The sequence below is a fragment of the Haematomicrobium sanguinis DSM 21259 genome (genome assembly GCF_000688395.1).
Classification (GTDB): Bacteria; Actinomycetota; Actinomycetes; order Actinomycetales; family Micrococcaceae; genus Haematomicrobium; species Haematomicrobium sanguinis.
On sequence record NZ_JIAG01000014.1, the window covers coordinates 33329 to 50656 of the forward strand.

Here is a 17328-nt window from a genome sequence, read left to right on the forward strand (position 1 = left end):
CTTGATCGCTCGAGTAAACCGCGTGGTATTTAGGGGCGCGGCAGGTTGGCGAAGAACTGCCACAAGTCTTTCAGGAGTAAGTCGGGGGCTTGTTGCGCCGCGAAGTGTCCGCCTTTGTCCATTCGAGTCCAGCGCTGAATATTGGCGTGGTCGCGGTCGGCGAATCTTCGGACGGATTGAAAATCGTTGGGGAAGATCGCAACCCCCAACGGCACGGTAGTAGGGCCTGGCGTTGTGGGCTCGGCGTGCGCGTCGTCAAAGTATCTGCGCACCGAACTCGCGACGGTCCCAGTGAGCCAGTAAGTAGCTGCGTTGGTTATGACATAGTCGTCAGGCACTTCGTCGCGAAAGAGCTGTGCGGTCCACGCCAGCCAGCCCGTAGGGGAGTCCTGCAGTGCAAAACTGAGCGTTTGCGGCTGAGCCGATTGGTACGCATTGAATGCGAGCCCGCCGCCAGAGGTGAATCCCTGCAGAAATTCCACGGCCGCCTGGTCTTCAGTGCTTAAATCGTGAAACTCGGCGGGATCCCCACCGGGAAAAGAAAAAACTTGCGTGACGTGAGCGCCGATCACCCGGTGCGGGGCGATCCTGCCGAGGGCTATGGAGACGTCAGAACCGAGATCGTTTCCGTGCGCCCCAAACCTCTCGTAGCCCAGGCGGGTCATAAGTTCGAGCAGTGTTTCGGCTATTCGCGTTGTGGTCCAACCTTCTGACGTGGTTGCACCAGCAAAACCAATGCCCGGTACTGAGGGGAGCACCACATGGTATGCATCGGTGGCTGACCCGCCGTGTGCCACGGGATCGGTAAGCGGACCGATGAGGTCCAGATATTCAAAAACGGACATCGGCCAACCGTGGGTCAGCAAGAGGGGAGTAGCGCTGGGCTCTGCGGAGCGAACATGGATGAAGTGAATTGGCTGGTCATCGATGGTGGTCAGAAACTGGGGGAGCGCGTTGAGTTTCGCTTCCTTAGCACGCCAGTCAAAGTCGTTGAGCCATGCATCGCGGAGTCGTTTCACGTAGTCCAGTGGCACCCCGTATTTCCAGTCAGCCGTCTCGGGAACCTCAGGCCATTTTGTCCCGGCGAGGCGACTCCTGACATCCTCTAGTACGGCATCGGGAAGGCGGACTTCAAAAGGCGTAATAGCGGAGTTCATGCCCACTGTGGGGTTCTCCCCAGGTAGCGCAAGAGCGAATCGGCGGCCCCGTCGTCCTGGTCCGGCTCCAACGCCGGCCCGTAGGCAAAGCCGCGCAACGATTCCACAGTAGCCTCGGCGGCGGGACGCAGCTGCTCGGCGAGTTCGTCAGTCAAGGGGGATGGCTGACCTGTTGCGATTGCCACATCCCAGGCGTGAACGGCGGCGTCCAGAGCTGCCGCCCCCGCTGCGAGCTCGGGGCTCAACTCTGGGACAGGTGGGAGCGGAGTATTAAGGGTATCGGAGCCTTCGGCAATCTCGGTCCAAGAAGTCCGAGCGGCCTCTGTAGCGGTGTTGACTGCGTCGCCTACTTCTTGGATACCAACTGTTGGCGGCTCAAACGGGTTGTACGTGGGAGGGGTTCCAGATCCGACGGATGCGGCCCAGGCATGCTGATCTCCTGCCGCGTGCATGAGCACCTGTGCAACGTTCCACTCGGGGCACGGCGTGGGGAGTGAGAGCTGTCCGGTGCGGATCTGCGAGGTCACCTGGTCAAGTGCAGCGAGAGCGGCTGAAAGGGTGGGGAATTGCATAGGAACTCCTTGATGGCGAACGATAGTTTTTAAAACGGAACGTTTCGTTCCGTTTTAGGGTAGCAGTGGCGTTACGGGCGAGCAATGGCTCAAGCGCGGCAACTGCTAATCTGGCGCAATGGCCGAAGACCAGGACAAGATTTCACTCAGCCCGCACCACGCCGAGGCGGCGCGCAACGATGAATCGATCCTGAATGCGGCCCGCGCTGTTTTCTTGGCTGACCCCAAAGCGCCGATGAGCAGCGTCGCCAAGCTCGCGGATGTCGGAATGAATGCGCTCTATGCCCGTTATGCAAGCAAAGAGAACCTGCTCAGAGCGCTCGCATACGACGGACTTGAGAGATATGTGGCTGCGCTGAAAGAGGCGTTGGCCAGTGCCGCCCCCATCTGGGATGCATACACCACCTGCCTCGAGCGCATCGTAGAGGGTCAAAGCCAGGCGCTTGCACAAAGGGTTGCGGGCACGTTCACTCCCACTGCAGAACTGACGGAGTTGGCCAAGGTTTCCGGCGCGCTCTCACGCGAACTATTCGACCGGGTCCAAGGCGCGGGCCAGCTTCGAGATGACGTGTCCGAGCCCGACGTGACGCTCCTGCTAGAAATGGTTGCATCCATTGATATCCCGCACGCGGATCGAGATCCATCCGTTCGCAATCGCTACCTCGCCATCGTACTGGAGGGCTTGCGGGCGCCCGCGCGGAATGTTTTGCCGGGAAAGCCTGCGAATATTGACGACCTGGTGGCGCGGTGGAGGGGCACGGGTGCTAAGGCGCCTGGCAAAGCAGAAGGCCCCCGCCATGTCGACGAGGGCCCTCACAAAAAAGTGCGCCCGAAGGGATTCGAACCCCCAACCTTCTGATCCGTAGTCAGATGCTCTATCCGTTGAGCTACAGGCGCATGTCCCTAAAAGGACTCATTTACTTTAGCGTGCCAACCGGAAATTCTCCTAATCGGCCACAATGCAGGGTGGGGCGCGCGCAAAAGGCGCGCATCGCCGTCGTATTTCATGCGGGGAGCAGGAGGCAAAACCGCCGCGCTCCGCCATAAGGCGGCTAGACCGGTCTATGTGACATGCGTCACTGAAAACCGGCCGTGGCGCCGCGAGAATCCCCGAAATCTCGCGCTTGACCAATGTAGTTGCGGCCGCGCACCGCCAAACATCGGGCCAATTTGCGCACGAAGAATCCCTACGATCGTTACACCACTGTCACCCAATGGAGGGATCAACCATGGCCGAAGTCTTGCCCGACACCACGCACGCGCCGAACGCTGAGCCGGCCGCGCAGGCAAGCATGGGGAGCACGGGAAGCACTGCACCGACCACGCACGCCAAACTGGCCGCGTGGGTTGAGGAGGTGGCCGCGCTCACCGAACCGGCAAACATCTACTGGGTTGACGGCAGCGAGGAGGAAAATGCGCGTCTAACGGCGGAACTTGTCGAGGCCGGGACGCTGACGCCGCTGAACCAGGAAAAGTTCCCAAATTCTTTCGCGGCGTTCTCCGATCCGAAGGACGTGGCGCGCGTGGAGGAGCAGACGTTTATTTGCTCCGAGCGTGAGGAAGACGCGGGGTTCACCAATAACTGGATGGAACCCAAACTCATGCGCAACAAGCTGACCAACCTGTTTAAGGGGTCGATGCGCGGGCGCACCATGTACGTGATTCCGTTTGTGATGGGGCACTTGGACGCGGATGATCCGAAATTCGGCGTGGAGATCACCGATTCGGCGTACGTTGTCGCCTCGATGCGGATCATGGCGAACATCGGCACCGATGTGCTGCGGAAGATGGAAGAATCCGACGCGTTCTTTGTCCCGGCGCTGCACTCGGTCGGTGCGCCGCTTGCGGACGGGCAGGCGGACGTCCCGTGGCCCTCCAGTGACGAGAAATGGATTGTCCACTTCCCCGAGTCGCGCGAAATCTGGTCCTACGGCTCCGGTTACGGCGGCAACGCGCTGCTCGGTAAGAAGTGCTTCGCGCTGCGCATCGCCTCGGTCATGGCGCGCGACGAAGGCTGGCTCGCCGAGCACATGCTCATACTGAAGCTCACCAGCCCCGAGGGCGCGGTGCACTACGTTGCCGCCGCGTTCCCTTCGGCCTGCGGCAAGACGAACCTCGCGCTCCTGGACCCCACGATCGAGGGCTGGAACGTGGAAACCCTGGGTGATGACATCACCTGGATGCGCTTCGATTCCGAGGGCAAGCTGCGTGCGGTCAACCCGGAGGCCGGTCTCTTCGGTGTGGCGCCGGGCACCGGCTGGGGCACCAACCCGAACGCCATGCGCGCCATCGCGAAGGGCAACTCGATCTTCACCAACGTGGCTCTCACCGATGACGGCGGCGTGTGGTGGGAAGGCATGACCGAGGACACCCCGGAGCACCTGACCGACTGGCAGGGCAACTCCTGGACTCCGGATTCCGGACGCCCGGCCGCACACCCGAACTCCCGCTTCTGCACCCCGATCGATCAAATCGACATGCTCGCCGAGGAGTACTTTGCGCCCAACGGCGTGCCGATCTCCGCGATCCTGTTTGGCGGCCGCCGCAAGACCACGGTGCCGCTGGTGACCGAGTCGCGATCCTGGACCAACGGCATCTTCATGGGCTCCACATTGTCCTCCGAGACCACTGCCGCCGCGGCCGGTCAGGTCGGCGTGGTGCGCCGCGACCCGATGGCCATGTTGCCCTTCATCGGCTACGACGCCGGCGACTACCTCAAGCACTGGATTCGCCTGAGCAGCGAGCACAGCGAAGAGCAGCTACCGAAAATCTTCCTGGTCAACTGGTTCCGCCGCACTGAAGACGGCGGGTTCGCCTGGCCCGGCTTCGGCGAAAACTCGCGCGTGCTCGAGTGGGTCATCGACCGCGTGGACAATCCAGAGGCGACGAGCAATGCGCAGGAGACCCCGATCGGCTACATTCCGACCGTGGACGGCCTGGACACGGACGGACTCGGCGAGGATGACGCGACCATCGAGCAGGCGATCCGCTTTGTTCCCGAGGAATGGGCCGCGGAGACCGAACGCATCGAAGAATGGTACGAGCGCTTCGGCGACTCGCTCCCAGACGCGATGCGCACCGAGTTGGCCTCGCTCAAGGAGCGCCTGAACGCCTAAAACCTCACTCCGCGACTTGCCACACACGACGCTTATTCCAGCGGCATTTCCGTGGTATGTGGCAAGTCGCGAGCGGTGGTGGGCTGTCGAAGGATGGTTTTGAGCTTTTCTGGAGCGGTGCGCCTCGGATCGGAGAGGTAAATTTCGTGGTGCTCGCCATTGAAGGTGAGCTCTAGGCCGGGCATGACCTCGTGGTGCAGGCGGTGGAGCGTTGGGGCTTCGGCATCGTAGGGTCCGATGTGCAACGTTTGCAGGCATTCGCCTTCGGTGATGGTCCGGAATTCTACGTCGGCCAGTCGCGGCACATCCTTCTTGGCGGCGAGAGTGTGGCGGGCGTGATCCACCTGATCTGCGGTAATCCACCCGGGTTGGTTAATGAGCATCGTCCAGGCCCAGGCATCCTTGTCCCGTGTGATGAAGACTTCCGGGTCATCGGCGCGCCATTGACCCTCAAGCGGGGCCACCACGTAATCACGCCGCAACTCCTGTTTGCTGAAGAACTTTAACGTGTACGAAAGTCCAAATAGCGCTTCCACGGCGAGTCGATACTGCTCCGAAGTATTGGGGTTGCCCTCACCGTCCAGGGCCAAATAGGTCATGGTCGGCACGTCAACCTGCGTAAATTCGTCACGCGGCGCGGAATAAAGAAAGCGTAGCGACTTTTTGACGTCAAACTTGTCCATGAGGCTAGTGTGGCTCACCTTGCGGACGAATCGTGTCCTTAATGGAATCCATCAGGGTCGAGAGCACCCGGGGCACGGCATGTTTTGTGCGGGCTCGCTCTGCAAGCGCGAATCCATAGTGGAGCTTGCGCCCGCTAGTGGTGCCGAAGAACCTGTGGAGTTGCTGCTCTACCGGACGCGCGCGTTGTTGCGGTTCTTGCCGAAAGCTTTCCCACTGCCGGGATTCGCCCTCGGCCCGAATTAACTCGGTCACGGATTCCACCCCGAGGGAGGAAATGAACTCACCTTCCAAGTCGGGATCACAGTGGAAGAGGCGCGCCCGCGCAACGCCGTGATTGTCAAAGGCGCGCTCAAAGAAAGCGGACTCAGCAATATCGCACAATGCCCAGACCGCATTTGCCGTGGCCCGACATTCACTTAGGGCGTGGGCAATATTGGTGGCCCCGCCAAGAATTTCCACCCTCACGCCGACCAGGTCAAAGGCCGAGAGTAGCTCGTCAAGCGCCGCCGCGTCACTCGCTCCTTCTACGAAGACGTGTGCGGAAAGTTCGGGCATGAATTCATCGTACGTCCCCGACCCGCGGGCCCGTCCCCTCCTCGACTGTGTAGCAGTTAATGCCCATCCGACCGGCGAGAATGGGCATTAACTGCTACACAGTCGAGGAGATAGGGTTGGGGTATGCGCGAAACATCGGATGTCACCGCCAGCCTGCCCCGCCCGGACGCCTCCGAAATTTGGATGCCCCCGCTCCCGAGCCCCCACCCCGACGGCATCGCCAAACCACGCATCGGCATCTGCGGCATCTCCATCGAGTCCAGCACGTTCTCGCCGCACGTCTCCGGCGAGGAGGCGTTCACCCGCCGCGAGGGCCAAGATCTCCTCGACTTTTACAGCTTCCTCCAGCCCGCCGACGAGCTCACCCAGGCCGCCGAATGGCGCCCACTCGTCCACTTCCGCTCGCTCCCCGGCGGGGCCGTCGACCCAGATTTCTACCAAGAAATGAAGGACGCCATTCACCAAGCGCTCCACCAGGAAATCGAAGAAAACGGTCCCCTCGACGGCCTCTTCTTCGACATCCACGGCGCCATGAGCGTCACCCAGATGTGGGACGCGGAAGGCGACCTGGCCGATATGGTGCGCAACGCCGTCGGGCCTCAGACTCTTATCACCACCTCCATGGACCTCCACGGGAACGTCTCCCGGCAACTGCTGGAAGCCGTTGACCTGATCACCTGTTACCGGATGGCGCCGCACGAGGACTACATGAACACCAAGGAGCGCGCGGTCTGGAACCTGCTCGATCGGCTGCGCGGCGAGCACGGGCGCGATCCGCAGGCCCGCCGCGTGCACAAGGCGTGGGTGCCGGTGCCCGTCTTGCTTCCGGGCGAGAAAACCTCCACGCGACTGGACCCGGCGGCCTCACTGTACGCGGAACTTCCGCGCATTGAAGCGCAGCCGGGCATCACGGACGCCTCGATCTGGATTGGCTACGCGTGGGCGGACGAGCCGCGGTGCATGGCATATGTGGTCGTGACCGGGGATGATGCCGAGCTCGCGGCGCGCGAGGCCGAGGCGCTGGGCCGCCAGTTCTGGGATGCGCGCGGCGATTTTCGGTTTGTCGGACCGGCGATGCCGCTGGAGCAGGCGGTGGATCGGGCGCTCGCCTCCAGCGCGCGCCCGTTCGTCATTTCGGACTCGGGCGACAACCCGACCGCGGGCGGCACGGGGGACGTGACCTGGACGGTCGCGCGGCTTCTGGAGCGGCCCGGGTTTGTGGACGCGGTGCGGGCCGTGCACGCATCAATGTACGACGGCGATGCCGTGGCTTCCGCATTTAGCGCCGGCCTGGGTGCCGAAATAGTAGTAGATGCGGGGGCGCGCGTGGATGGTGTGTGGGAGGGGCCGGTGACCCTGCGCGGAGAGGTGTATTCGCTGAGCGAGGGCGATCAGGTCGCCGGGCGGCAAGCGGTGATTCGGGTGGGGCCGGCCGGGGACGACGGAGCAGGTAGCTCGGATCGCGGGCTGTACGTGATCGTGACCGAGCGCCGGAAGCCCTTCCACCATCTGGAAGACTTCCGATCGTTGGGTCTGGATCCGGAGAGCTTCGACGTGGTGTTCGTGAAAATCGGGTACCTGGAGCCCGAGCTATATGCGCTCGCCGACGGGGGCAGGAACTGGATCATGGCGCTGACTCCGGGCGGGGTGGATCAGGATTTGTTGCGCCTGGGCCACTCGCATTTAGCCCCGGGCGTGTTCCCTTTCGAGGACGTGGAGGAACCCGCGGGTGGGTTGCGCGCGGCGGTGCATCGGCGCGACTAGTTCCGCGGTACCGGGATGCGAAACGAGGAGAGGATTTGGCAAAAGGGCTTCACAAATAGTGTTCCAGGTCACACAATGGGGTTAATCGATCACATGTTAATCGATTAACAGGAATTGTCAACCAAGGAGTGATCATGAACCGCCGATGGAGTGGCCCCCTGGCTATTGCCACCACAACACTTTTAGTCACCAGTACCGCCGTGCCAGCCATGGCAAACCCCGGTGCCGTAGCGGCGCCATCCCTCGCGAAAGCCAGTATTGCGAGCGCGTCTCTCCCAGGACAAGTGGCCCCGTCGCAGACGGATTCCGGTGTCATTTCGAGCGACCTCACCGTCCAGAAAGCGTTTAGCAAGGTGACCGCGCGCGGCATGGGAGACGCGGGCGAGCAGGAAAAACGCGAGAACCGGCACATGCGCCACTCGGACCTGCAATCCACGGGGCGATTCGCCACCGCGGGCACTCGCTTGACCGTTCTGGTTCCCAAGGGGAGCCCGAAGCTAGAGATCGGCATCGGCCTGTACGGGCCCTATGCCTCCATGAACGGCGGCAAAGAAGTCGGGATCAAGAAGCAGGTACTGGGCGAGGGCACCAATACGGTTGTGGCACCCGTCGACGGTATGGTCTACCTGCTGAACAAGACCGAGACCGACACCTCCCGGCCCGTCATGGTCAAGGGCGGTCAAGCCGTGCCGGTGTGGATCAAGGGTAAGACCACCCCGCAAGAGTTCGAGGCCGCGCTACAGCGCTACCCAGATGCGCCCTTTGTCACCCTGATTGCGGACCGGATTATGGGCGAATTCCAACGCCGAATTGTCGACGAAGCGACCAACCGCGCCGACTTCGGGAAGATCATGGATGAATGGGACCGCTATGTGGCAATCACAAACGCCACCTACGGTCTCTCCGACACCGCAACCGGCCTGGATTGGAAGTCCCAGCAAAAGGTCTACATCTCCAATCCGGACACCGGCTATGGTTACGCTTACGCCGAAGACGATTACATTGCCTTCCCCATCTCCAATGACGCCGGAGCTAACCTCTTGGCCAATGTACCGGCAAAGCGCTGGGGACTGTGGCACGAAATCGGGCACACCTACCAGACCACGCAGTATGAGACGGGATCGGAAGAAGTTACCGTCAACATCAGTGCGCTAGCGGTGGAGAAGGCCGTGCAGGGCACAAGCCACCTCGATGGCGAAGGGCCGCAAAAGAGTTATGACGCCTTCTTCGGGATGCCGGTAGAGCAACGCGACTACAGCGCTAACCGCGACCTCTTCTTCAAGCTCATGATGTTCGGCCAGCTGTCCTGGGCATTCGGCGACAACTTCTATCCCCAACTCTCCCAGGAGTACCGTCGCCTCGTTGCCTCCGGCGTCAAGTTCCCGAGCAGCCAGGACGACCAGCTCAACGAGTTCGCGCGGATCACCTCGAAACTGACCGATCGCAACCTCGCGCCGTTCTTTGAACAGTGGGGCATCCCCTTGACCCAGGAGGTCAAGGATGAGATCGCTCAGTACCCCGAGCTCACCACGCGCATCTGGGAGAACCGGCTCTCGACCGACATCACGGTAGAGAAGGAGCTCTAACTCTCCTGCCGCACGGCAGTCAAGACGCGGTCACGAATGGATTCCATCGTGGCCGCGTCTTTGCCTTCGGCATTCAACCGCAAGAACGGTTCCGTGTTGGAGGCACGGAGGTTGAACCACCACGCTCCGTTCGCGGCAGAGAAGGTGATGCCATCGAGATCGTCTGTTGTGGCGCCGTCGTTCTTAAATTCCTCACGCACGCGCGCCACGGCCGCCGCCACGTCCTCAAGCCGCGAATTAATCTCCCCGCTGGAGACGTATGGCTCATACTCCGCCGCGAATTCGGAGAGCGGCAGGTCCTGCTCGCCGAGCGCCGCGAGCACGTGCATTGCGGCGAGCATGCCGGTGTCGGCGTTGAAAAAGTCGCGGAAGTAGTAGTGCGCGGAATGTTCGCCGCCAAAGACCGCGCCCTCTTGCGCCATGACCGCCTTAATAAACGAGTGCCCTACGCGGGTGCGCACCGGGCGGCCGCCCTCGCGCTCCACAATCTCGGGAACCGCGCGCGAGGTGATGAGATTGTGAATAATGACCGGCGTGTGCTCGCCGGCAGCGCGCGCCCGCGCAATTTCGCGCCGCGCCACCAGCGCGGTGATCGCGGACGGGGAGACCGGCTCGCCCTTTTCATCGATCACAAAACAACGGTCTGCGTCACCATCGAAGGCCAGGCCAAGATCGGCCTGATGTTCGACGACGGCACTTTGCAAATCGCGCAGGTTCTCCTTTTCGAGCGGGTTGGCAGGGTGATTCGGGAAGGACCCATCCAGTTCGAAATAGAGGGGAACAATGTCCAGCGGAAGTTTGGGGAGCAGTTGATCGCCCAGCACCGCGGGGGTGGTGAGCCCAGCCATGCCGTTGGCGGCGTCTACGACGACCTTGAGCGGCCGGATGTTGCTGAGGTCAACGAGGTTGCGCAGGAACTGGGAGTAGTCCTTCAAGATGTCTTTGACCGAGATTTCACCGGGAGTGCTGTTTTCCGGGATGCCGTTTTCGAGGTAGTCCTCGGCAGCCTTCTGGATCTCCTTGAGACCGGTTTCGCTCGAGACTGGAACAGCCCCGGCCTTTGCCATTTTCATGCCGTTGTATTCGGCAGGGTTGTGGCTGGCGGTAAAGGTGACACCGGCTGCGTTGTATTCGCCGCATGCGAAGTACAGCTCATCGGTGGAGATGAGGTCAAGGAGTTCTACGTTGGCGCCGCGAGCCGACGCGCCTTCGGCAAAGGCGCGGATGAACGTGGGCGAGGATGGGCGCATGTCTCCGCCCACCATGATGGTTTTGCCGCTCTGCTCGAGGACATCGACGAAGGCCGCGCCCACGGCCTTGCAGATTTCCGGCGTGATGGTTTCGCCGACGATTCCGCGGACGTCATAGGCCTTGAAGGACGGGGACAAGTCAATTGTTGAACTCACCCCCATAGCGTACCGAACGGCTCCGACATTCTTGTTATTAGCGCGGAAACCGGCTGGTTTCGAGGTCAATGTCAGAGGCGGCTGAAATACTGCAGACATGGAGAATTTACCGAACGGCTCGGCAGGGTTGAAGGAGCGAGCGCTAGCACGGCTGCACGCGCTTGTCGGCAATGCGGAAGCCTCATTTCACCAGGGGCAATTCGAGGCCATCGAGGCGCTGGTCGCGCGGCGGGAGCGGGCGCTCGTGGTGCAAAGAACCGGGTGGGGAAAGTCAGCGGTCTACTTTATCGCGACCGCTTTGCTGCGCGAGCAGGGGAGCGGCCCCACAATTTTGATTTCGCCGTTGCTGGCGTTGATGCGGGATCAATTGGAGGCGGCTGAGCGCGCTGGCGTGCGGGCGGCCGTCATCAATTCCGCTAACCGCCTGGACTGGGGGGACATCCAGGATCGGCTGAACCGGGACGAGGTTGACGTACTTCTGGTGTCTCCGGAGCGGCTCAACAACGTGCAATTTCGCGATGAGCAGCTGCCGAGTTTGCTGGCGCGCACCGGGATGCTGGTCATTGATGAGGCCCACTGTATCTCCGACTGGGGACATGATTTCCGGCCGGACTACCGTCGCATTAAAGACATTATTGGCCGGATGCCGGCCGGGACACCCATCCTTGCGACCACGGCCACGGCCAACTCTCGAGTGGTCGCCGATATCGAAGAGCAACTTTCCGAGGGCGCCCCGGTCACGACCTTACGCGGTCCGCTGACCCGGAAGTCGCTGCGGTTGGGGAGCATGTCGATGCCCTCCCCGCGTGCGCGTCTCGGCTGGCTCTTGGAACATCTTGACGATTTTGAGGGCAGCGGAATCATTTACGCGCTCACCATTTCCGCGGCCGAAGATACCGCGAACATGTTGGCGAATGCGGGCTATGAGGTGCGCTCCTACACCGGCCGTACCGACCCGCAAGAGCGCATCGAGGCAGAAACAGCACTCAAGGAGAATCGAGTCAAGGCACTCGTGGCGACCAGTGCGCTCGGCATGGGGTTTGATAAGCCCGATTTGGGGTTCGTCATTCATATGGGTGCGCCCTCGTCCCCGGTGGCCTATTACCAGCAGGTCGGCCGTGCCGGGCGTGCCACCGATAATGCCGACGTGCTCTTGCTGCCAGGCAACGAGGACAGCGAAATTTGGGATTACTTCGCGACGGCCTCGATGCCCAGTCAGCTGAACGCCAACAAGGTTCTCGAAGCCTTAGCCGAGGCGGGAACGCTGAGTGCGCCGGCGTTGGAATCCCGGGTCAATGTGCGCCGCGCCCCGTTGGAGTTGCTGCTCAAGGTACTGGACGTTGACGGAGCCGTGGAGAAGGTGAGCGGCGGCTGGCGCTCGACCGGCGCGCCCTGGACCTATGACGAAGAACGCTACCGCCGGATCCAAGAAGCACGGGTCAAAGAGCAGCGCACGATGTTGGACTATGAGAACACCAAGGACTGCAGAATGCTGTTCCTGGCGCGGTCGTTGGATGATCCAGAAGCGTTGGATCCGCTGACTGCGCAACGGTGCGGGCGTTGCGACAATTGCGCCGGTGCCTGGTACGCGACTGGAGTCTCGGACCGTTCCATTGCCAAGGCCACTTCCGCGCTGGGACGAGTGGGAGTGGAAGTTGAACCCCGGAAGCTCTGGCCCAAGGAGATGCCGCGCTTGGGTATCGACGTCAGAGGGGCGATCACCGAATCGGAGCGATTTGACGAGGGGCGGGCGCTCGGGCGATACACCGACCTCGGCTGGGGCGCCTCGCTCCGCCAGGCCACCTCAGAGGAGTCGGAGGATGCACCCGTGAGCGAAAACCTGCTCAAGGGCGCGGTCAAAGTGCTCTCCGAGTGGGAGTGGTCCGAGCGGCCGGTTGCGATCGTGTCGATGCCGTCGGTGCGCCATCCCAGACTGGTTTCCTCGCTGGCCCGGGGGCTCTCAGAGATTGGGCGCATCCCCTACCTTGGCGAATTGAGCATGCTCGGCGGCGGACCCGACCACGCGCCCGGCGGAAACAGTGCTTTCCGGCTGCGAGATGTGTGGGGAAAATTCGCTGTTCCGGATGCGGGCAGAGACATCATCTCCAACCTCGAGGGGCCGGTGCTCCTTGTCGATGACTTGGTCGACTCTCGATGGAGCGCCACCGTAGCCGCAAAGGCGCTCAAGGACGCAGGGGCAAAGGGGGTGTTGCTTTTCGCACTAGCGCAGAAGGCGTAAACCTCATCCACGCTTGGGTAGCGGCGAGAAGCGTGCCGCTGACATCTCGTAAGATTCCACCGGGCGCAACCGCAACCCTTGCATGCCGCCGTCCACGGCAAGCGAGGTGCCCGTCGTGGAACCGGAGAGCGGGCTAGCCAAGTAGAGCACCGCACCAGCGACTTCTTCCGCGGTGACCAGCCGGCCGTGGGGTTGGCGCGCGTTGAGGGCGGTGCGCTCCGCTTCGGGATCGTCCGCTTTGGCGAGCAGACGCCCGATCCACGGGGTGTCCGCAGTGCCGGGGTTCACGCAGTTGACGCGGATGCCTTCGCGAATGTGGTCGGCCGCCATGTTGAGGGTCAGCGACAGCACCGCACCCTTGGAAGCGCCGTAGAGCGCCCGGGCGGGCAACCCCGCGGTGGCGGCAATAGAGCAGGTGTTGACGATCGCGGCGTGCTCGGACTTCCGCAAATAGGGGAGCGCGGCGCGGGAAACCCGGACCATTCCCAGCACATTGATGTCGAAGACGCGGTGCCATTCCTCATCGGAATTGTCCTCGACGGTGCCCTGTGCGCCGATGCCGGCGTTATTGATCACAATGTCGATGCCGCCGAACTTCTCTGCCACGGCGCCGACCGCCGCGCGCACACTGGAATCGTCCGAAACGTCGCAGGTCACCGAAAATATCTGATTATCGCTGGGCGCTCCGGACACCTCGAACGGGTTCAAGTCCAGGACGCCGACCTGTGCGCCGCGAGCCACCAGTTCTTGCGTGATGGCGGCCCCGATCCCGGACGCGCCTCCCGTCACGATTGCTGTCAATCCATCGAACTCTGCCATGATCAATCCTCCGTCGTGGAATAAAAGGTTTGCTCTTGGGTGCCGAGGCCATCGATTTCCAACCGCGCCACGTCCCCGGATTGCAGGTACGGGAACCGGCCGGAAAGCGCCACGCCTTCCGGCGTCCCGGTCAGAATAAGATCGCCTGGCTCTAACTCCATGTACTGACTGATGTAATGCACCAGTGTGGGCACATCGAAAATGAGGTCGCTGGTAAAAGAGTCCTGCCGAGGATCCTCATTCACCCAGCTGCGCAGGCGCAAGTTATTGACATCGACGTCCTCTTTGGGCACCAAGTACGGGCCGAGCGGAGTAGAGCGCGGAAGCGATTTTCCACGGGTCCACTGCCCGGCATTGCCCTTGAGCTGATAGTCGCGTTCGGAAAGATCGTTGGCGATCGCATACCCCGCCACCGCGTCAAAGGCCTCTTCCGGGCTCGCGGTGTAGCTCGCCGGCTTGCCCATCACGACGGCCAGCTCGACTTCCCAGTCATAGGTTGCGGCCCCCGGAGGGATAGGTGAGTCATCAAAGGGCCCCGCAACCGTGTTGCTGGGTTTGAGAAACACCACCGGCTCGGTGGGCGGCGCCGATCCGGACTCGGCGGCATGCGCCGCATAGTTCATGCCAATACACACCACCGAAGCGGGCCGGGCAATAGGCGAGCCAAAACGCTCGCCATCCTCCAGCACTATTTCCTCAAGCGCTCCGGAGGCGAGCAATTCGGAAACGCGAGCAACGCCGTCGTTCCTAAAGAAATCCGCGTTGATATCGGCAAAGTGGCCGGACAGATCAAAGTGTTGCTCGCCGGCATCGGTCTCCACGCTCACCACGGGCAATTCGGAGCCAGCGTCGCCGCGGCGCGAGAACTTCATGAGGGACCTCTCGGATTCGTTTGGCAATTCGCGTTGACATAAAGACATCGGATGTTTAGTCTCAACTACATCACTATACCCACGGAAAGCGCAACCATGAGCCAGATTACCGCGATTGACACCATCGATATTCGCTTCCCGACATCCCGCGAACTTGACGGCTCGGATGCCATGAATCCGGACCCAGATTACTCCGCCGCGTACGTGGTGATTCGCACTGACGCCGGTGACGGGCTGGAAGGGCACGCGTTCGTCTTTACGATTGGTCGGGGCAATGACGTGGAGGCCGCGGCGATTTCGGCGCTGGAGGATCACCTGCTCGGGCGCAACGTCGAGGACCTTCTGGCGAACATGGGTGCTACCGCACGGCTACTGAACGACGATTCACAATTGCGTTGGCTCGGCCCGGAGAAGGGCGTCATGCACATGGCGATCGGTGCCATCGTGAATGCGCTGTGGGATCTCAAGGCGAAGCGCACCGGGATGCCGTTGTGGAAGCTGCTCGCCTCCATGACTCCCGAGGAACTCGTTGAGCTCGTGGACTTTCGCTACCTGAGTGACGCCATCACCCCTGAAGAAGCGCTCGAGATTTTCCGTGCCGCCGAGCCTGGGCGTGCCGAGCGCACCGCGATGCTGGAGCAAACCGGCTACCCCGGCTATACGACTTCCCCGGGGTGGCTCGGCTATTCGGATGAGAAGCTGGTGCGGCTTGCCAAAGAGGCCGTCGAGGAGGGATTCACTCAAATCAAGCTCAAGGTGGGGGCGGACCTCGAGGACGATCGCCGCCGCCTTCGGCTTGCCCGCGAGGCCGTGGGGCCGGACATTCGCATTGCCGTGGACGCGAACCAGCGGTGGGACGTGCAGCCGGCAATCGACTGGATTCTCGCCCTAGATGACCCGAACATCGCCTGGGTAGAGGAGCCGACCAGCCCCGATGACGTTTTGGGCCACGCGGCCATTGCCCGCGGGATTGCACCCATTCCGGTGGCGACCGGGGAGCACGTGCAAAACCGTGTGGTGTTCAAGCAGATGCTCCAGGCCGATGCGCTGCAGATCTTGCAGATCGACGCCACCCGGGTGGCGGGAGTCAACGAAAATATTGCCAACTTGCTTTTGGCCGCGAAATTTGGTGTCCCGGTGTGTCCGCATGCCGGGGGCGTGGGGCTGTGCGAAGCCGTGCAACACCTCTCAATGTTTGACTTTGTCGCGGTGTCCGGGAGCCTCGAGGGCCGCATGATCGAGTACGTCGATCACTTGCACCAGCACTTCCTCACACCCACAGTCATTGTCAACGGCCGCTACCAGGCCCCGCTCACCCCCGGCGCGAGCACCGAAATGCGCCCCGAATCCATTGCCACCTTCCGCTTTCCCGACGGGATATTCTGGCAGGCGGATTTGGCCAGGGGTGGCGAGGCGCAACCGGAAATCCCGGCCGCCGCGATGCAAGGATAATGCGATGAACACGGTTTTTGACACGTTGCGCGCCGAGCGCGTGCTCGGCTTTGGCGGCGCGGGAATCGGCAATCTTTACCGCCAGATGTCCGACGGCGTTGCTCGCCAAACCTTGCAGGCCGCCTGGAACGGGGGTGTCCGGTACTTTGACACGGCACCGCATTACGGATTGGGGCTCTCGGAACGCCGGATCGGCGAGTTCCTGGCGGACAAGCCGCGCGAGGACTTCCTGATCTCCACCAAAGTGGGCCGCCTCATAGTGCCGAACCCGGACTACCGGGACGGGCAAACGGATGACGAAGGTTTCGACGTCCCCAAGACCTCTATCCGCGAATGGGATCCGAGCGAGAGCGGAATCCGGCGCAGTCTGGAAGAGTCGCTTGAGCGGCTTGGGCTGGACTCGGTGGACATTCTTTACCTCCACGATCCGGACGTCTATGACTTGGAAGCCGGAATCGCCCAAGGTCTTCCAGCGCTTGAGAAGTTGCGTTCGGAGGGTCTGGTGAAAGCCATCGGGGTCGGCGCAAACACGGTGGACACGTTGGTTGAGAGTGTGCGGCGCGCGGATCTCGACCTCATCATGCTTGCCGGGCGGTACACGCTGCTTGAACAGCCGGCCGCGGAGACCCTGCTTCCGCTCTGCAGCGAGCGCGGTGTCGGCGTGGTGAATGTGGGGGTCTACAACTCGGGCCTGTTGGCTCGGGATGAAGTACCCGAGGACGCGAACTACAACTATGCGCAAGCCCCGGCAGCGATCATTGAGCGCGCGCGACGGCTCGCCGCGGTGTGCCACGACTTTGGTGTGAGCCTGCCCGCGGCCGCGGTGCAGTTCAGCTACCAGAACCCGGTGGTTGCCGCCGTTGCCCTGGGCGCGAGCTCTGCCGGGCAAATGGACGAGAACTTGCGCCGCTTCGACGCGGATATCCCCGCCGAACTGTGGGACGCGCTCGCCAAGGTGTGACGACCTGTCGCCTCGGTGAGGCACAGCGGTAGGGGGATGCCTTAAGAAGGCGAGGTCCCGCCGTCGTGCATCAGCGGGTGCGTAGCTTTTGGTGCCGGTCGGCGTAAAGCCATGCGGCTCCAGCTGGGCTCTTGCGCACACTCGA

The 17328-nt window shown here is 62.1% G+C and carries 14 protein-coding genes and 1 tRNA gene; 7 read left to right on the top strand and 8 right to left on the bottom strand.

Going from position 1 to position 17328, the window contains the following annotated elements; all coding sequences use genetic code 11:
* Nucleotides 1-29: 29 nt before the first annotated feature.
* On the bottom strand, nt 30-1157 hold the full coding sequence (locus O148_RS0112095; protein WP_035746043.1) for an epoxide hydrolase family protein: 1128 nt from the start codon (nt 1155-1157) through the stop codon (nt 30-32).
* Nucleotides 1154-1729: a TIGR03086 family metal-binding protein gene (locus tag O148_RS16390; RefSeq protein WP_035746029.1), complete on the bottom strand. Its 576-nt coding sequence runs from the start codon at nt 1727-1729 to the stop codon at nt 1154-1156. The genes O148_RS0112095 and O148_RS16390 overlap by 4 nt, the downstream gene beginning before the upstream one ends.
* 118 nt (nt 1730-1847) lie before the next feature.
* Here O148_RS16390 and O148_RS17430 point away from each other — a divergent pair, with 118 nt between their 5' ends.
* Nucleotides 1848-2588, top strand: a complete 741-nt coding sequence (locus tag O148_RS17430) for a TetR/AcrR family transcriptional regulator (protein ID WP_075204362.1) — start codon at nt 1848-1850, stop codon at nt 2586-2588.
* Here O148_RS17430 and O148_RS0112110 read toward each other — a convergent pair.
* Nucleotides 2554-2626 (bottom strand) — tRNA-Arg (locus tag O148_RS0112110). The two genes, O148_RS17430 and O148_RS0112110, sit on opposite strands and share 35 nt — an antisense overlap.
* Nucleotides 2627-3021: 395 nt before the next feature.
* Between O148_RS0112110 and O148_RS0112115 the strand changes: the two genes are divergently transcribed.
* Nucleotides 3022-4845 (top strand): phosphoenolpyruvate carboxykinase (GTP), encoded by a 1824-nt coding sequence (locus tag O148_RS0112115; RefSeq protein ID WP_026531135.1) that lies wholly within the window; start codon nt 3022-3024, stop codon nt 4843-4845.
* Between the two features lie 32 nt (nt 4846-4877).
* On the opposite strand, the gene O148_RS16400 is transcribed toward O148_RS0112115, so the two are convergent.
* Together O148_RS16400 and O148_RS16405 are read right to left on the bottom strand one after the other, a co-directional pair.
* Complete coding sequence (locus O148_RS16400; RefSeq protein WP_051620164.1) at nt 4878-5528, bottom strand: GyrI-like domain-containing protein; 651 nt, start codon at nt 5526-5528, stop codon at nt 4878-4880.
* A gap of 4 nt (nt 5529-5532) precedes the next feature.
* The gene (locus O148_RS16405) at nt 5533-6084 is read right to left on the bottom strand and encodes a hypothetical protein (protein WP_051620165.1); all 552 of its coding nucleotides are present in this window, start codon (nt 6082-6084) and stop codon (nt 5533-5535) included.
* A 183-nt stretch (nt 6085-6267) separates the two neighbouring features.
* Here O148_RS16405 and O148_RS16410 point away from each other — a divergent pair, with 183 nt between their 5' ends.
* Nucleotides 6268-7848, top strand: a complete 1581-nt coding sequence (locus O148_RS16410; RefSeq protein WP_035746049.1) for a M81 family metallopeptidase — start codon at nt 6268-6270, stop codon at nt 7846-7848.
* A gap of 134 nt (nt 7849-7982) precedes the next feature.
* Entirely contained in the window at nt 7983-9434 is a 1452-nt protein-coding gene (locus O148_RS0112135; protein WP_026531136.1) for a M60 family metallopeptidase, read from the top strand.
* On the opposite strand, the gene O148_RS0112140 is transcribed toward O148_RS0112135, so the two are convergent.
* A complete protein-coding gene (locus O148_RS0112140; protein ID WP_240470865.1) occupies nt 9431-10840 on the bottom strand; it encodes a phosphomannomutase/phosphoglucomutase in 1410 nt (469 codons plus the stop codon). The two genes, O148_RS0112135 and O148_RS0112140, sit on opposite strands and share 4 nt — an antisense overlap.
* Nucleotides 10841-10937: 97 nt before the next feature.
* Between O148_RS0112140 and O148_RS0112145 the strand changes: the two genes are divergently transcribed.
* Nucleotides 10938-13079, top strand: coding sequence for a RecQ family ATP-dependent DNA helicase (locus O148_RS0112145; RefSeq protein ID WP_026531138.1), 2142 nt, complete (start codon nt 10938-10940; stop codon nt 13077-13079).
* 3 nt (nt 13080-13082) lie between these two features.
* Here the strand turns inward: O148_RS0112145 and O148_RS16415 are convergent, their stop codons facing one another.
* Complete coding sequence (locus O148_RS16415; RefSeq protein WP_051620166.1) at nt 13083-13898, bottom strand: SDR family NAD(P)-dependent oxidoreductase; 816 nt, start codon at nt 13896-13898, stop codon at nt 13083-13085.
* A gap of 2 nt (nt 13899-13900) precedes the next feature.
* Nucleotides 13901-14770 (bottom strand): fumarylacetoacetate hydrolase family protein, encoded by an 870-nt coding sequence (locus O148_RS0112155; RefSeq protein WP_026531139.1) that lies wholly within the window; start codon nt 14768-14770, stop codon nt 13901-13903.
* A gap of 96 nt (nt 14771-14866) precedes the next feature.
* Here O148_RS0112155 and O148_RS16420 point away from each other — a divergent pair, with 96 nt between their 5' ends.
* A complete protein-coding gene (locus O148_RS16420; RefSeq protein ID WP_051620176.1) occupies nt 14867-16222 on the top strand; it encodes an enolase C-terminal domain-like protein in 1356 nt (451 codons plus the stop codon).
* Between the two features lie 4 nt (nt 16223-16226).
* Nucleotides 16227-17183, top strand: coding sequence for an aldo/keto reductase (locus O148_RS0112165; protein ID WP_035746034.1), 957 nt, complete (start codon nt 16227-16229; stop codon nt 17181-17183).
* The last annotated feature ends 145 nt before the right edge of the window (nt 17184-17328 follow it).